Source organism: Paenirhodobacter ferrireducens, assembly GCF_004022265.1.
In the GTDB taxonomy this organism is placed as follows: Bacteria; Pseudomonadota; Alphaproteobacteria; order Rhodobacterales; family Rhodobacteraceae; genus Rhodobacter; species Rhodobacter ferrireducens.
Map to the genome: position 1 here is coordinate 48,529 of NZ_SAVB01000009.1, position 14,036 is coordinate 62,564.

General features: G+C 70.8%; 17 protein-coding genes. 14 read left to right on the forward strand and 3 right to left on the reverse strand.

Annotated features, from left to right (window positions below; all coding sequences use genetic code 11):
- The first annotated feature begins 214 nt into the window (after window positions 1-214).
- The 7 genes from EOW65_RS08590 to EOW65_RS08620 all read left to right on the forward strand — a co-directional run bounded on the left by EOW65_RS08590 (window position 215) and on the right by EOW65_RS08620 (window position 5,953).
- Complete coding sequence (locus tag EOW65_RS08590) at window positions 215-1,363, forward strand: CaiB/BaiF CoA transferase family protein (protein ID WP_128148723.1); 1,149 nt, start codon at window positions 215-217, stop codon at window positions 1,361-1,363.
- Window positions 1,364-1,423: 60 nt separating this feature from the next.
- The gene (locus EOW65_RS08595; protein WP_240664590.1) at window positions 1,424-2,551 is read left to right on the forward strand and encodes an aminodeoxychorismate synthase component I; all 1,128 of its coding nucleotides are present in this window, start codon (window positions 1,424-1,426) and stop codon (window positions 2,549-2,551) included.
- Complete coding sequence (locus EOW65_RS08600; protein ID WP_240664591.1) at window positions 2,512-3,144, forward strand: aminotransferase class IV; 633 nt, start codon at window positions 2,512-2,514, stop codon at window positions 3,142-3,144. Before EOW65_RS08595 ends, EOW65_RS08600 begins: the two co-directional genes overlap by 40 nt.
- A 68-nt stretch (window positions 3,145-3,212) precedes the next feature.
- Entirely contained in the window at window positions 3,213-4,259 is a 1,047-nt protein-coding gene (locus EOW65_RS08605; protein WP_128148553.1) for an aldo/keto reductase, read from the forward strand.
- The gene (locus tag EOW65_RS08610) at window positions 4,237-4,584 is read left to right on the forward strand and encodes a hypothetical protein (protein ID WP_128148554.1); all 348 of its coding nucleotides are present in this window, start codon (window positions 4,237-4,239) and stop codon (window positions 4,582-4,584) included. Before EOW65_RS08605 ends, EOW65_RS08610 begins: the two co-directional genes overlap by 23 nt.
- On the forward strand, window positions 4,572-5,072 hold the full coding sequence (locus tag EOW65_RS08615; protein ID WP_128148555.1) for a lipocalin/fatty acid-binding family protein: 501 nt from the start codon (window positions 4,572-4,574) through the stop codon (window positions 5,070-5,072). Before EOW65_RS08610 ends, EOW65_RS08615 begins: the two co-directional genes overlap by 13 nt.
- Window positions 5,072-5,953: a DMT family transporter gene (locus EOW65_RS08620; protein ID WP_128148556.1), complete on the forward strand. Its 882-nt coding sequence runs from the start codon at window positions 5,072-5,074 to the stop codon at window positions 5,951-5,953. Before EOW65_RS08615 ends, EOW65_RS08620 begins: the two co-directional genes overlap by 1 nt.
- Here EOW65_RS08620 and EOW65_RS08625 read toward each other — a convergent pair.
- Both EOW65_RS08625 and EOW65_RS08630 read right to left on the reverse strand, forming a co-directional pair.
- On the reverse strand, window positions 5,950-6,660 hold the full coding sequence (locus EOW65_RS08625) for an NUDIX hydrolase (protein WP_128148557.1): 711 nt from the start codon (window positions 6,658-6,660) through the stop codon (window positions 5,950-5,952). The genes EOW65_RS08620 and EOW65_RS08625 overlap by 4 nt on opposite strands.
- Window positions 6,653-7,072 carry a DUF983 domain-containing protein gene (locus EOW65_RS08630; RefSeq protein WP_128148558.1) on the reverse strand — a complete coding sequence of 140 codons (420 nt, stop codon included), beginning with the start codon at window positions 7,070-7,072 and terminating at the stop codon, window positions 6,653-6,655. Before EOW65_RS08630 ends, EOW65_RS08625 begins: the two co-directional genes overlap by 8 nt.
- 169 nt (window positions 7,073-7,241) lie before the next feature.
- Between EOW65_RS08630 and EOW65_RS08635 the strand changes: the two genes are divergently transcribed.
- From EOW65_RS08635 to EOW65_RS08650, 4 genes are all read left to right on the forward strand, one after another.
- Window positions 7,242-8,048, forward strand: coding sequence for an EF-hand domain-containing protein (locus tag EOW65_RS08635; RefSeq protein WP_128148559.1), 807 nt, complete (start codon window positions 7,242-7,244; stop codon window positions 8,046-8,048).
- A gap of 93 nt (window positions 8,049-8,141) precedes the next feature.
- On the forward strand, window positions 8,142-8,726 hold the full coding sequence (locus EOW65_RS08640; protein ID WP_128148560.1) for an RNA polymerase sigma factor: 585 nt from the start codon (window positions 8,142-8,144) through the stop codon (window positions 8,724-8,726).
- The gene (locus EOW65_RS08645; RefSeq protein WP_164880038.1) at window positions 8,713-9,102 is read left to right on the forward strand and encodes a dihydroorotate dehydrogenase; all 390 of its coding nucleotides are present in this window, start codon (window positions 8,713-8,715) and stop codon (window positions 9,100-9,102) included. Before EOW65_RS08640 ends, EOW65_RS08645 begins: the two co-directional genes overlap by 14 nt.
- Window positions 9,103-9,119: 17 nt before the next feature.
- Window positions 9,120-9,659, forward strand: a complete 540-nt coding sequence (locus EOW65_RS08650; RefSeq protein ID WP_164880039.1) for a periplasmic heavy metal sensor — start codon at window positions 9,120-9,122, stop codon at window positions 9,657-9,659.
- 35 nt (window positions 9,660-9,694) lie between these two features.
- On the opposite strand, the gene EOW65_RS08655 is transcribed toward EOW65_RS08650, so the two are convergent.
- The gene (locus EOW65_RS08655; RefSeq protein ID WP_128148563.1) at window positions 9,695-11,107 is read right to left on the reverse strand and encodes a diguanylate cyclase; all 1,413 of its coding nucleotides are present in this window, start codon (window positions 11,105-11,107) and stop codon (window positions 9,695-9,697) included.
- Between the two features lie 78 nt (window positions 11,108-11,185).
- On the opposite strand from EOW65_RS08655, the gene EOW65_RS08660 reads away from it, so the two are divergent.
- The 3 genes from EOW65_RS08660 (at window position 11,186) to EOW65_RS08670 (ending at window position 13,992) form a co-directional block, all read left to right on the forward strand.
- Window positions 11,186-11,479, forward strand: coding sequence for a DUF3572 domain-containing protein (locus EOW65_RS08660; protein ID WP_113900673.1), 294 nt, complete (start codon window positions 11,186-11,188; stop codon window positions 11,477-11,479).
- Window positions 11,480-11,486: 7 nt separating this feature from the next.
- The gene (locus tag EOW65_RS08665; protein ID WP_128148564.1) at window positions 11,487-12,188 is read left to right on the forward strand and encodes an HAD family hydrolase; all 702 of its coding nucleotides are present in this window, start codon (window positions 11,487-11,489) and stop codon (window positions 12,186-12,188) included.
- A 79-nt stretch (window positions 12,189-12,267) separates the two neighbouring features.
- Complete coding sequence (locus tag EOW65_RS08670) at window positions 12,268-13,992, forward strand: DUF4153 domain-containing protein (RefSeq protein ID WP_164880040.1); 1,725 nt, start codon at window positions 12,268-12,270, stop codon at window positions 13,990-13,992.
- Window positions 13,993-14,036 lie beyond the last annotated feature (44 nt).

The window sequence follows — 14,036 nt, forward strand, 5'->3', positions numbered from 1 at the left end:
CGCCCACGGCTTACGCGCGCGAGAATGGGCCTTGGCCGGGCGATGGTCCAGTCCTGTCGCGATCAGGGGGCGGGGCGGGGCGTTGCCGCGGCGATCCATGCGTTTTACACATGATATGCCGCGGAAAGAGCGGTCGAACCCCGGGCCCGGCGGCGCTAGGTAGGGGCGGGGTGCCGCGACGGCATCGCGACGGAGACGGGAGAGCGGAATGGAGATGCGGGCAGAGGCGCCGCTGCGGGGCCTCAAGGTGGTGGAGCTGGCGCGGATCCTTGCCGGGCCGTGGATCGGGCAGGTGCTGTCGGACCTCGGTGCCGAGGTGATCAAGGTCGAGGCGCCCGAGGGCGACGACACCCGCCGCTGGGGACCGCCCTTCGTCGAGCGCCCGCGCCCCGATGGCACGACCGAGACGGTGGCGGCCTATTACCACGCCGCGAACCGCGGCAAGCGTTCGGTCACCTGCGACTTCTCGAACCCGGAAGACCTGAAGAAGGTCAAGGGCTTGATCGCCGAAGCTGATGTTCTGCTCGAGAACTTCAAGGTCGGTGGGCTGGCGAAATTCGGCCTCGATTACGACAGCTGCGCGGCGCTGAACCCGCGCCTCGTCTATGCCTCGGTCACCGGCTTCGGCCAGACCGGGCCGCGGGCAAAACAGCCGGGCTATGACTTCCTCGTGCAGGGCATGTGCGGGATCATGGACCTGACCGGCGCGAAGGGCGGCGAGCCGCAGAAGGTGGGCGTCGCCTGGATCGACATCTTCACCGGGCTCTATGGCGTGATCGGCGTGCAGGCGGCGCTGGCCGAGCGGGAGCGCTCGGGCAAGGGCCAGCATGTCGATCTGTCGCTGCTCGATGTCGGCGTCGGCGTGCTGGCGAACCAGGCGATGAATTACCTGCTCGGCGGCGTGGTGCCGCACCGGCTGGGCAATGCCCACCCCTCGATCGTGCCCTATTCGGTCTTCCCCTCGGCAGACGGGCATTTCATCATCGCCTGCGGCAACGACCGGCAGTTCCGCGCGTTGTGCGGCATTCTGGGGATGAGCGAATGCGACGATCCCGACTTCGCCACCAACCCGGCCCGCGTCGTGCACCGTGACGAGATCTGCGCCCGCATCGCCGCGCGCACCGCGCTGCGCCCGAAGGCCGAGCTGATCGCGGCGATGGAGGCGGCGGGCGTGCCCGGCGGGCCGATCAACGACGTCTCCGAGGCGCTGGCCGAGCCGCAGGTGACGGCGCGGGCCATGCAGATCGCGCCCGAGGGCATCGCCGGTCTGCGCACGCCGATCGTCTTCTCGCGCTCGCCGCTGGCGCTCGATCACGCGAGCCCGGCGCTCGGTGACGGGGAATGGCACTTTTCCGTCGGTTGAGGCGTTGCACTTGCGCGCCGGCCCCCGCATATCTCGCGCGACCAAGCGCGTGAGGGGCCGGTGGCCGGGGAACTGAGTTTCGAATTCGATCGGGGGCCGGGCGGGGCTGGCGCGCGCTTTGCCGCGCCGCACCGGGTGATCCGGGCCGAGACGCCCGAGGAGCTTGCCGCGGCCTTCGAGGCGATCGAGCGGGCGCGGGCGGACGGGCTGTGGCTGGCGGGCGTGTTCAGCTATGAGCTGGGCTATTGCCTGACCGGGCGGCTCGCCCCCCTGCTGCCCGAACGCCGCCCCTTGCCGCTGCTGCTCGTCGGCGCCTATGACGCGCCCGGGCGCCCGCGTCCGGCGGTCGAGCCCGCGGTCGAGGTGCCGGCCTTCGCCCCCGCGATTGCCCCCGAGGCCTATGCCGCGGCCTTCGAACGGGTGCAGGCGTATATCTCGGCGGGCGACGTCTATCAGATCAACCTGACCTTCCCGCTGCACGCGCCCTGCGCCACCGATCCGCGCGCGCTCTATGCCCGGCTGCAGGCCTCGCAGCCGGTGGGCCATGGCTGTCTGGTCGAGGCGGAAGATTTCGCGCTGCTCTCGCGCTCGCCCGAGCTCTTCTTCGCCGTCGATGCGCAGGGCCGGGCAGAGGTGCGGCCGATGAAGGGCACGGTGGCGCGCGGGCCGACGCCCGAGGCCGACCGGGCGGCGGCGGAATGGCTGCGCGGCTCGGAGAAGAACCGGGCCGAGAACCTGATGATCGTCGATCTGCTGCGCAACGACCTGAGCCGGATCGCGCATCCCGGCACGGTGAAGGTGCCGCGGCTCTTCGAGATCGAGAGCTATGCGACGGTGCATCAGATGACCTCGACCGTCACCGCGGATCTGGTCGAAAACCTCGATTTCGCAAGGATTTGCGTGGCACTCTTCCCATGCGGGTCGGTGACCGGGGCGCCGAAGATCCGGGCGATGGAGATCATCCGCGAACTCGAGACCGGCCCGCGCGGCGCCTATTGCGGGGCGATCGGCTGGATCGCGCCCTCGGGGGCGATGGAGTTCAACGTGGCGATCCGCACCGTGATGGTGCGGGATGGGCAGGCGGTGCTGAATGTCGGCGGCGGTGTGGTGCATGACAGCCGCGGCCCCGAGGAATGGGAGGAAGCGCTGTGCAAGGCGGCCTTCGTGAACGCGCCCCTGCCGGGCTGAGGCTGATCGAGACGCTCCGCTGGGAGCCCGCGACCGGCGCCGCGCGCCGTGCCCGCCATCTGGCGCGGCTCGATGCCGGCTGTGCGGCGCTTGGCATTGCGCGGCTGCCGGGTGAGGCCGAGGCGCTGCTCGATGCCGTGACCGGGCCCGCGGCCCTGCGGCTGCGGCTGACGGTCGGGCTCGACGGTCGGGCGGAGCTGACGCAGGCGCCCCTGCCGGCCGCGAAACCGCTCTGGCGCGTGGCGATTGCGCCGGCGCGGGTCGACAGCGCCTCGCCCTGGCTGCGGCTGAAGACGACCGAGCGGGCGCTTTATGACACAGCGCGCGCCGCGTTGCCCGAGGGGGTGGACGAGTTGATCTTCCTCAACGAGCGCGGCGAGCTGGCCGAGGGCACGATCACCAATCTCTTTGTCGCGCGCGGCGAGGTGCTGTTGACCCCGCCCTTGGCCGCGGGCTGTCTGCCCGGTGTGCTGCGCGCCGAGCTGCTGGCCGAGGGCCGGGCGCGCGAGGCGACGCTGCGCCCCGACGACCTGAGCGAGGGGCTGTTCCTTGGCAACGCGCTGCGCGGACTGATCCCGGCCACGCTTTTGTGAGGCCCTTTCCTCTGCAGGCGCAGTGTGGCACGGTCGCGCCCGCGAACGAGGGCAAGCAGGAGAACAAGATGCGCAAGCTGGAACTGGGCCGCACCGGGGTGATGGTGTCGGAAATCTGCCTGGGCTCGATGACCTGGGGCACGCAGAACACCGAGGCCGAGGGCCACGCCCAGATCGACCGCGCGCTCGACCGTGGCGTGACCTTCATCGACACCGCCGAGATGTATCCGGTCAACCCGGTCAGCGCCGAGACCGTCGGCCGCACCGAGGAAATCATCGGCAGCTGGTTCGCGAAGACCGGCCGGCGTGACGAGGTTGTGCTGGCAAGCAAGGTCTCGGGCATCGGGCTGAAGGCGGTGCGCGACGGCGACCCGATCACCCCCGCCTCGATCCGCACCGCGATCGAGGGCAGCCTGCGCCGCCTGCACACCGATTACATCGACGTCTACCAGTTCCACTGGCCGAACCGCGGCAGCTATCACTTCCGCCAGAACTGGGGCTTCAACGCCGCGAAACAGCCCTCGAAGGCGGTGATCGAGGCCGACATGATCGCCTGTCTCGAAACGCTTCAGGCGCTGGTGACGGAAGGCAAGATCCGCCATTTCGGCCTGTCGAACGAAAGCGCCTGGGGCACCACCGAATGGCTGCGGCTGGCGGGCGAGGGCCACGGGCCGCGCGTCGCCACGATCCAGAACGAATATTCGCTGATGTGCCGGCTTTACGATCTCGACATGGCCGAGGTCGGCGTGCACGAGGCGGTGACGCTGCTCGCCTATTCGCCGCTCGCGGTCGGGATGCTGAGCGGCAAATACTCGGGTGGCGCCGTGCCGGCGGGCTCGCGCCGGTCGATCGTGCGCGAGCTCGGCGGGCGCTCGAACGCGCGCGCCTTCGACATTGCCGATCTCTACGTCGACATCGCGCGCGAGGCGGGGCTTGACCCGGTGACGATGGCGATCGCCTGGGTGATGGGCCGGCCCTTCCCGGTGGTGCCGATCCTCGGCGCGACCTCGGTCGAACAGCTCGACAAGTCGCTTGATGCGGCGGGGATGGTGCTGCCGGCCGAGGTGCTGACGGCAATCGAAAGGGTGCATCATGCGCATCCGATGCCGTTCTGAACTGGCGGCGCTGGCGCTGGCGCTGCTTGCTGCCTGCAAACCCGGGGGCGAGCGCGCCGCGGCGCCGCTGCCGCCGGTGGGCGAAGCCAAGGTCGCGCTGGAACGGGCGGCCTGCGTCAAGCGCGGCGGCGACTGGATCACCCGTGGCGATGCGCAGCTCTGCGCGACCCGCACCCGCGACAACGGCAAGGCCTGCCGCACTGCCTCTGACTGCCAGGGGGCGTGCCTTGCACGCTCCCAGACCTGCGCGCCGGTGATCCCTCTCACCGGCTGCAACGAGATTATCACCTCCGTGGGAATGCGTGTGACCGAATGCGTCAACTGATCTGGGCCGCGATGCTGGCCCTTGCCGCCTGTGCGGCGAAACCTGCCCCCGAACCCGTGTCGCTGCGCGATCCGAAGGGCTGGATCTCTTCCGCCGTGATCTTCGATCCGGCGCGGTTCGGCGGCACCTGGCATGTCGCGCAAAGCGGCGTTGCCGGCTGTGCCGGGGCGAAGCAGAACTGGGCCTGGACCGGCACCGGCTATGTGCTGTCGGGTGTCGACTGCTCGGGCACGAAGCCGCGCCAGCTCGAGGGGCGGCTGGCGATGACCGGGCCCGGCGCCCGTTTCACCCCGACCGAGGCCTTCGGCAAGGAGCCGGTCTGGGTGCTCTGGGTCGATCAGGATTACCGCATCGCGGTGCTGGGCACGCCGTCCGGTCACTTCGGCCAGGTGCTGGTGCGCGAGATGCCGGGGCGGGGCGATCTGATGACCGCGGCGCATGAGGTTCTCGACTTCAACAGCTACGACACCCGGCGGATCGGCCGCTGATGCTCTGGATCTGGGTGACGCTTGCCGCGGCGGCGGTGCAGACGGCGCGTTTCATGCTGCAAAAGCGGCTGGCGGGGGGCGGGCTGTCGACCGGCGGCGCGACTTTCTCGCGCTTTCTTTTCGGGGCGCCGATCGCGGTCACCGCGGCGGCGCTGACGCTCGCGCTGACCGGGCCGGTGCCACTGCCGGGCGGCCGTTTCGCCGCCTTCGTCGCGCTTGGCGGTGCGGCGCAGGTGGCGGGCACCTTCCTGACCGTGGCACTGTTCCAGCTGCGCAACTTCGCCGTCGGCGTCGCCTTCACCAAGACCGAGACGGTGCAGGTCGCGCTGTTCTCGGCGCTGATCCTCGGTGAGGGGGTGAGCGCGCCGGGCTGGCTTGCCATCGCCATCGGCCTTGGCGGCGTGCTGCTGCTGTCGCGGGCGCCGAAGGGCGGGTTCTCGCCGCGCGCCACGGTCTATGGCATCCTCGCGGGCGGGCTGTTCGGGCTCAGCTCGATCTTCTACCGCGGCGCGACGCTCGAGCTGATGCCGGCGGGGGCCTTTGCCCGCGCCGTCGTCACGCTCGCCTGTGTCACCACGGTGCAGGCGCTTGGCATGGCGCTCTATCTGCGGCTGCGCGAACCCGGAGAGCTGGGCCGCGTGGTCGGTGCCTGGCACCGCACGATCTGGGTCGGGGTGACGGGGGTGGCGGGCTCGGCCGGCTGGTTCACCGCCTTCGCGTTGCAAAACGCCGCCTATGTCCGCGCCTTCGGTCAGGTCGAGATCGTCTTCACCCTGCTCGTCTCGGCGCTGGTCTTCCGCGAGCGGCTGAGCGCGCGCGAGGGCGCGGGGATCGCCCTCGTCATCGGCTCGCTGCTGCTTCTGGTGCTGACGGGCCGCTAGTCGAGCCGGGCAAAGACCGAGCGCGGCCCGCGGTTGTCGAAGAACGGCACCGCAAGCGGCGCCCGACCGCCCGCGGTCTCGGTCAGATGCGCCTGCACCTCGGCCAGAACGACCTCGGTGATGAAGGGCAGGTTCAGCTGCCGCGCCTCGGCCATCGGCACCCAGTGCAGATGGCTCAGCTCGTCGCAGGCGCGCGAGAAATCGTCGGGGTCCGAGGCGATCTGCGCCGCATCGACGAGGAAGAAGCGCGCGTCGAAGCGGCGCGGCCTGCCGGGCGGGGTGATCGCGCGGAAGACGAAGCTCAGCGCGGCGGCCGAGGGCAGGTGTCCGGTCTCGGCAAAGCCCTGCCAGTCGGCGGGCACATCGCCGCTCCAGCGCCCCGGCGTGCCGAGGACGAGGCCAGTTTCCTCCCACAGCTCGCGGATCGCGGCGACGGCGAGGGCCGGGCCGATGTCCGCCGGGGCATTCAGCGCCAGCCGGCGTGCCGAGGTCTCGGGCAACGGCCGGGCCAGCGGGATGGAGGCATCGCCGCGGTCGAGCGCGCCGCCCGGGAAGACGTATTTCGACGGCATGAAGGCCGCCCCGGCGCCGCGCATCCCCATCAGCACCGCGGGACCGCCCGGTGCGTCGCGGCGCACGACGAGCACCGTTGCCGCATCGCGCATCGCGCTCTTGTCGATCGTCTGGTGCGGTGCCGCCTCAGTCATGGCGCAACTCTCCCTCTCCGAACCCGTGCATCCGCCGCGACCACTGGATCGCGACCATCATCCCCTTCATCCGCGGCAAAAGCGCGAGCGACAGAGCCACGCAGCCGCTGGCGAAGATCGCGATCATCACCAGCGGCTGTGGCCGGAAGGCGATGAAGACCCAAAGGATCATCGGCGCCATCAGATGCCCGACGATCAGGATCGTCAGATAGGCCGGCCCGTCATCGGCGCGCTGTGCGGTGAAATCCTCGCCGCAGGCGGGGCAGGCGGGGCGCACCGTCAGGTATCCCGACAGCAGCCGCCCCTGCCCGCAGGCCGGGCAGCGGCACAGCAGCCCCCGCGCGATCGCACGGCCGAGCGGCCGGTCGTCTCCCTCGACAAAGGTCTCCATCGCGCGTCCTCCCCTCCGCATTTTCTCCGTTATCGGCTGAAAGCGGCGGCCGGGGAAGCGCGAATGTCGGTGCCCCGTCGGGGCGGGCGTGGTCACGGATGCGCGAGCAGCGACGGAACCGCGGGGCTGTGGCGTTTGTCTGATATCGGCGGCCGGGAGAGAGGGTCGCGTGCGAAAGCAGGAGAGAGAGATGAAACCGATGTTCAAGACGACGATCCTGGCCGGGCTTCTCGCCGGTGTGGCGCTTGGTGCCGCGGTGCCGGTCATGGCGCAGCAATCGCCCGTGCCGCAGGCCCGGGTGCAGGACGGCACCGGCCCGGTCGGGCAGGGGCCGATGGGGCCGGGTAACGGCAATGGCCCGATGATGGGCAATGGCGGCCCCGGTCAGGGCCCGATGATGGGGCAGGGCTATGGTCCGATCGGGCAGGGCGGGCCGATGATGGCCGATGACGCGCCGCTGGGCGGGGCCTGGCCGCGCATCGACCTGACGCAGTTCGACGCGAATGGTGATGGCAAGATCAGCCTCGACGAGATCCAGTCGGGCCGCAAGGCCGCGGCCGCCGCGCTCGATGCGAACGGCGACGGCAAGCTCAGCGCCGACGAGCTGGTGGCGGGCGAGATGCGCCGGATCCAGACCCGCGTCGAGGCCCGGGTGAAGGCGCGGATCGAGGCGCTCGACACTGATGGCGATGGCATGCTCTCGGCCGCGGAACTGGCGATGCCGCCGGCACCCAGCCGGATGTTCGAGCGCTTCGATGCCAATAATGACGGCGTGCTGAGCGACGACGAGCTTGCGGCGGGGCGGCCGATGATGCAGCCGGGGCAGGGCCGGATCGGGCCGCGGGGCGACCGCATGGGGCGCGGCGGCTATGGCGGCTATGACTGTGACCTGCGCGGCGGTCGCGGCGACTGGGGCGGCCGGGGCGGCATGATGGGCGGGCAGAACGGCCCGCGCGACGGCAGCGGCCCGCGCTGGATGCAGCAGCAGGACAACTGAGTGGCACGAAACCCCGGCCCCGGGCACATCCCCGGGGCCGGAGGCCTGACGGAAATTGCGCAGGTCATGGTTTCACGCTAGGCGTGGGGAAGCATGAACATGGCACTCGACGCGCTGGATGACGTCTCGGACGAGACCTTGCTGGTCCTCTATGGCAACGGGGACCGGGCGGCGGCGCGCATGCTGACGCTGCGGATGGGACCACTGGCCTTCCGGGTCGCGCAGCGGATGCTGGGCGACCGGGCCGAGGCCGAGGATCTGGCGCAGGAAGCCCTGCTGCGGCTTTGGAAGATTGCCCCCGAGTGGCGGACGGGCGAGGCGAAGGTCACGACCTGGCTTTACCGGGTGGTGACGAATCTGGCGACCGACCGGCTGCGCCGGCGCCGGGGCATCGGCCTCGACGAGGCGCCCGAGCTGCCCGACGGCGCCGCTTCGGCGGTCGAGCAGATGATCGACGGGGATCGCGCGGCGGCGCTCGAGGCGGCGCTCGCGCAGCTGCCGGCGCGGCAGCGCCAGGCGGTGGTGCTGCGCCATCTCGAAGGGCTGTCGAATCCCGAGATCTCGGCAGCGATGGAAATCGGCGTGGAGGCCGTAGAAAGCTTGACGGCCCGTGGAAAGCGGGCGCTGGCGGCGATCCTGGCCGGCCGGCGAGAGGAACTGGGGTATGGCCATGACTGAGATGCGCAAGGACGATGACACGGCGCTGGATCTCTTCTTCGCCGAGGCGCGACAGAGCGCGCCCGAACCGTCGGCGGTGTTCCTGGGCCGGATTCTCGCACAGGCCGAGGGGGTGCAGGCGGGCTTTTGCGCCACACCGGTGCAGCCCGCGGTGCGGCGTGGCGTGCGGGCCGGCGGGCTGGGCATGCTGCTTGCACTGCTCGGGGGCTGGGGCGGGATCGGCGGCATGGCGACGGCGGCGGTGGCGGGCGTCTGGATCGGCTTTGCGGGCTCGGACACGGTCGCCCAGGTCGCGGGCTATGCGATGACGACCGAGACCGCGACGGCGAGCGCGCTGCTTGCCGATGGCGATATCCTTGCCCTGGCGGCGGAATGAAGGGCGAGGAGGGCACGATGACGGAAGCGAATACCTCTGTGGGCGGCCAGAAGCCGGCGATGAAGGGCTGGCTCAAGGCGGTCTTCATCCTCTCGGTCACGCTGAACCTGCTGGTGGCCGGAGTTGTCGTCGGCGGCTTCCTGGCCACTGAGCGGCATCCGCCGCGGCCGTCCGCGGGCGATGTGACCCTCGGCCCGCTGGGCGATGCCTTCTCGCGCGAAGATCGTGACGCGATGCGCCGCGCGGCCGAGCGTTCGGGGACCGATTTCAGCACCATGCGCAAGGCCTTTCGCGCCGACATGGACAGGCTGATCGCGGCGCTGAGTGCCGATCCCTGGGACGAGGCGGCGGTACGCGAGGAGCTCGCCGGGATGCGGGCGCGCACGCTGCGGCGGATGGAACTCGGCGAGCAGGTGATGCTCGACCGGCTCGAGACGATGACGCCCGCGGACCGTCGTGCCTATGCCGAACGGCTGCGCGAGCGCACCGAGCGGATGGACCGCCGCATCGGCCCGCCGGGGGACGACCGGCGGATGCCGCCGCCTCCGGAGGAGTGAGCGCAGCGGCCGGGCGGGATCCGCGGCCGGGCCTCTCAGGCCGCGGCATCGTGGCGGAAGACGCGCACCTGGTTGCGCCCGCCGGCTTTTGAGCCGAGCAGCGCCCGGTCTGCGCGGGCGATCAGCGCCTCGACGGGCGCGCTGTCGGCAAGCGGGTCGCACAGTGCCAGGCCGATCGAGGCGGTGATCTGGATCGCCCGCGGCTCGGTTTCGCCCTCGGGCAGTTCGATCGGCGCTTCGGAAATCGCCTGGCACAGCCGTTCGGCCGAAGCCTGTGCCGCCTCCGGCCCGGTTTCGGGCAGCGCCACCAGAAATTCCTCGCCGCCGATGCGGGCAAGCAGGTCGACCTGGCGCAGCTGGGCGCGCAGCCGCTGCGCCACCTCGACCAGAACCGCATCCCCCGCCGCATGGCCCCAGGTGTCGTTCACCGACTTGAAGCGGTCGAGGTCGAGCGCCATCACCGCGAAGGGCCGGCCGGTGCTGCGCGCCCGTTCGGCCAGCCGCGCCAGCTGCGACATCGCGTAGCGGCGGTTGTGCAGCCCGGTCAGCGGATCGGTCATCGCCAGGCGCAGACCGTCGGTCAGGTGGTCGCGCAGCCGTTCGTGCCGGTGCTTGCGGGCAAGCGCGCGGTCCAGCCGCAGGGCCGCCTCCTGCGCGGCGAAGGGGGCCCCCATCACTTCGGGCAGAAGGTCCGCGGCGCCAAGGTCAAGCGCCATTGCCGCGCTGTCGCTGGCGCCTTCGGGCAGCGCGATGCAGATCACCGCATCGCGCGAGCGGGCGCGGGAGTGCAGCTCCGACATCAGTCGCAGCCCGTCGCCCGGACGACCGAGATCGGCCGAGATCACATAGGCGTCATAGCCCTGTGCCACAGCGCCATTGCCGAGCGCATCTTCGCGCGCCACCACCACGGCGCTGCCGGTGCCCAGATGATGCGCAAGACAGCGCTTCCAGCTGCGCGCCTCGTCCCGGGTGCAGCCGATCAGGGCGATGCGGGAACGGGTCTCGAAGAGGGCGGGGCCCTCGGCAAAGCCGAGATCGCGAAAGGTGCGCTCGCGCAGCGTCAGCTCCTGCTCGGTCTCGCGCAGGCGCAGCAGGCTGCGCAGCCGGGCGAGGAGGAGCTGCTCGTCGAGCGGTTTCATCAGGTGGTCGGCGGCGCCGGCCCTCAGCGCCTCGAGGCGGGTGCGCGGGTCGGGAAAGGCGGTGATCATCAGCACCGGGATCCCGGCGGTGGCCGGGTCGGCCTTCAGCCGCCTCAGCACCTCGAGCCCGCTCATGTCCGGCAGCTGCACGTCAAGCAAGATCAGATCGGGCGCGTATTGACCCACAAGGCGCAAAGCCTCGGCGCCCGAACCGGCTTGCATCGTCTCGTAGCGCGCTGCGGAGAGCTTCACCTTGAGAACGATCCGGTTGGTCGCTACATCGTCCACGATCAGGATGCGTCCTGCCATGGCCCCGTGCGCTCCTTCAGCTATGCTCGACTGTCTGCCTGATTTCGGACAAAAAGGTTAACAAACCCTTTTTAAGGGATGGATCGGTTCATCATGCAGCACGACGCAGCACAGGTCACGGGGATTCGGGCACTCGGCTGGCTCGCCGCCCAGGACGAACTTTTCGACGCTTTTCTCGCATCTTCCGGGGCGGATGTGGCGCAGGTGCGCGCCGCCGCCGCCGATCCGGCCTTCCTCTGTGCAGTGCTTGACTTTCTGTCGCAACGTGACGACTGGGTGCTCGACTGCGCTGCGGCGCTGGGCGTGGCGCCGCAAGAGATCGGCCTGGCACGCGCGGTGCTGGGCGGGCGCGGCGGGATGCACTGGACCTGAGGGCATGATGGGCACGATCACCGGACTGCTGTTCGACAAGGACGGAACCCTCTTCGATTTCGACGCGACCTGGGGCGCCTGGGCGCAGGGCATGGCCTTCGAGCTGGCCGAGGGCGATCCGGCGCTCGCCGGCCGGCTCGCCGCGGCGATCGGCTTCGACCTGCGGGCCGCGCGGTTCGAGCGTGCCTCGCCGGTGATCGCGGGCACCGTGGCCGAGGTGGCCGAGCTGATGCTGCCGCTGTTGCCGCGCCACGATCTGCAAAGCCTCGTCGCCACGCTCGACCTTGGCGCGCAGCGCGCGCCGCAGGTGCCGGCGGCGGATCTGCCGGCCTGCCTTGGCGGGCTGAAGGCGCGCGGGATGCGGCTTGGGGTGGCGACGAACGATGCCGAGGCCTCGGCGCGGGTGCATCTGCAAAAGGCCGGGGTCGGCGCGTTCTTCGACTATGTCGCGGGCTATGACAGCGGCCATGGCGCCAAGCCCGGGGCGGGGCCGCTCCTTGCCTTTGCCACGGCCTTCGCGCTTGCCCCGGCGAGTGTGGCGATGGTGGGCGACAGTCTGCACGACATGGCCGCGGCGCGGGCGGCGGGAATGCGCGCGGTGGCGGTGCTGAGCGGGCCTGCGACGCGCGCCGATCTGGCCGGGGCGGCCGATGTCGTGCTGGACACCATTGCCGAGCTGCCCGACTGGCTCGACGCCGGTGCGCCCTGAGCCCTGCCACTCTGGCCTTCGGCCGCGGGCGGGGCTAGTCTCCGCCGGATGCCGCGGGCGCGGCGACAGGGAGGACTTCATGGTCAGGCGCGTGCAATTCATCCTTCTCGGAACGCTGGCGGGGCTGGCCTTCTGGCTGCTCTCCGACCTGCCGCTCGAGCTGCGCCAGAGCCGCGGGTTCCTGGCTGTCGCGGTGCTCTCGCTGAGCTTCTTCGGTGGCGCGCTTGCCATGCTGGGCGAGCTCGGCCTGCGCCGCGCCCTGTTGTCGGCGGCCGCGATCGCGGTGCCGCTTGCCGGGCTGTCGACACTGAAATCGCTGGGCTTCACCGATGTCGGGCAGATGCTCGACAGCAGCCACGTGCCGGTCGCGCTGGCGGTGGCCGGGCTCCTGCCGGTGCCCTTCGCGATCGCCATCGGCCTTGGCGGGCGCGCTGGCTGGTCAAATTACCGGGTGCTGTTCCTCGAAAGCTGGAACATCGTCGTGCGCTATGCCGGGGCCTGGCTTTTCGTCGCCGTGGTCTGGCTGGTGCTGTGGCTGCTTGCGGCCCTTCTCGATCTTGTCGGCATCGACGCGCTCTCGGTGCTTCTGGGCCGCGCGCCGGTGGTGTGGATCCTGTCGGGCGCGGTGCTGGGGCTGGCGCTGGCCGTGGTCACCGAGATGTCGGACATGGTCTCGCCCTATCTGCTGCTGCGCCTGCTGCGGCTGCTCTTGCCGCTGGTGCTGCTGGTCGAGATCGTCTTCGTCGCGGTGCTGCCGCTGCGCGGGCTCGCCCATCTCTTCGGGCAGTTCTCGGTGGTGGGCATCCTGATCTCGACCGCGCTCGCCTCGATCTCGCTCGTCACCATCGCCGTCGATCAGGACGACGAGGAGGCGGTGCATGGCCCGCTGCTGGCCTGGGCCGGGCGCGGGCTCGCGCTGCTGCTTTCGGTGCTTGCGGGGCTGGTGATCTGGGGGCTGGTGCTGCGCGTTCGGGAATACGGCTGGACGCCCGTGCGCGTGACCGGGGCGGCGCTTGCCGCGGTGATCGCGGGCTATGCGCTGTGCTATGCGGGCGCGGTGCTGAGCGGGCGCGGCTGGATGCGTCGGATCCGGCGCGCCAATGTCGCGATGGCACTGGCCACGCTGGTGCTTGCTGTGCTGTGGCTGACGCCGCTGATCTCGCCCGAGGCGATCTCGGCGCGGGCGCAGCTCGGCCGTTTCGCCGAAGGCAAGATCGCCGTCGAGCAGTTGCCGCTGTGGGAGATGTCGCATGAGTGGGGCCTGCCCGGGCAGCGCGCGCTCGCAAGCCTGCGCGCGCAGGCGGCGGAGCCGGGACAGGAGCTGCTGGCCGACTGGCTTGCACAGCTCGACCGGGCGGAGAATCGCTGGGACTTCGAGCGCTATGCCCGGCCCGACGTCGCCGGCCGTGCGGTGGCGCTGCGTGACGCGATCACCGTGCTGCCCGAGGGCGAGACGATGCCGACGGCGCTGCTGAACGAGATCGCCCGGGTTGCCGCCGACGACTGGGCAGCGGGCTGTGCTGCGCGCACGCCCGAAGGGCATCCGGGTTGCGTGCTGGTGATCGACGATTTCGTGCCGGCCCAGCCCGGGCGCGAGGCGCTTTTGCTGCGTCTCGACGGGGTTCTGGCGTTGCACGAGACCGGCGAGAGCTGGAGCGTCGCGCGGGCGGTCTGGCTGGGCGCCGGGGCGCCGGCCGGCGGTGCGGCGATGATCGATTCGCTCTATGCCGCCGGCGGGGCGCCGGTCGCCACCGAGTTGCGGGCGCTGCCGCTTGGCGGCCAGCAGCTGACGGTCCTGCCCTAGGGCGCGCCGATTGGGATTTTGTTAAGGCTGCCGGGCTATGGTTC

Excerpts from the sequence above, each read along its gene's own strand:
- EOW65_RS08590 (WP_128148723.1), top strand. The coding sequence starts at position 215 with ATGCGGGCAGAGGCGCCGCTGCGGGGCCTCAAGGTGGTGGAGCTGGCG.
- EOW65_RS08605 (WP_128148553.1), top strand. The coding sequence starts at position 3,213 with ATGCGCAAGCTGGAACTGGGCCGCACCGGGGTGATGGTGTCGGAAATC.
- EOW65_RS08610 (WP_128148554.1), top strand. The coding sequence starts at position 4,237 with ATGCGCATCCGATGCCGTTCTGAACTGGCGGCGCTGGCGCTGGCGCTG.
- EOW65_RS08615 (WP_128148555.1), top strand. The coding sequence starts at position 4,572 with ATGCGTCAACTGATCTGGGCCGCGATGCTGGCCCTTGCCGCCTGTGCG.
- EOW65_RS08620 (WP_128148556.1), top strand. The coding sequence starts at position 5,072 with ATGCTCTGGATCTGGGTGACGCTTGCCGCGGCGGCGGTGCAGACGGCG.
- EOW65_RS08625 (WP_128148557.1), bottom strand. The coding sequence starts at position 6,660 with ATGACTGAGGCGGCACCGCACCAGACGATCGACAAGAGCGCGATGCGC.
- EOW65_RS08630 (WP_128148558.1), bottom strand. The coding sequence starts at position 7,072 with ATGCGGAGGGGAGGACGCGCGATGGAGACCTTTGTCGAGGGAGACGAC.
- EOW65_RS08635 (WP_128148559.1), top strand. The coding sequence starts at position 7,242 with ATGAAACCGATGTTCAAGACGACGATCCTGGCCGGGCTTCTCGCCGGT.
- EOW65_RS08640 (WP_128148560.1), top strand. The coding sequence starts at position 8,142 with ATGAACATGGCACTCGACGCGCTGGATGACGTCTCGGACGAGACCTTG.
- EOW65_RS08645 (WP_164880038.1), top strand. The coding sequence starts at position 8,713 with ATGGCCATGACTGAGATGCGCAAGGACGATGACACGGCGCTGGATCTC.
- EOW65_RS08650 (WP_164880039.1), top strand. The coding sequence starts at position 9,120 with ATGACGGAAGCGAATACCTCTGTGGGCGGCCAGAAGCCGGCGATGAAG.
- EOW65_RS08655 (WP_128148563.1), bottom strand. The coding sequence starts at position 11,107 with ATGGCAGGACGCATCCTGATCGTGGACGATGTAGCGACCAACCGGATC.
- EOW65_RS08660 (WP_113900673.1), top strand. The coding sequence starts at position 11,186 with ATGGATCGGTTCATCATGCAGCACGACGCAGCACAGGTCACGGGGATT.
- EOW65_RS08665 (WP_128148564.1), top strand. The coding sequence starts at position 11,487 with ATGGGCACGATCACCGGACTGCTGTTCGACAAGGACGGAACCCTCTTC.
- EOW65_RS08670 (WP_164880040.1), top strand. The coding sequence starts at position 12,268 with ATGGTCAGGCGCGTGCAATTCATCCTTCTCGGAACGCTGGCGGGGCTG.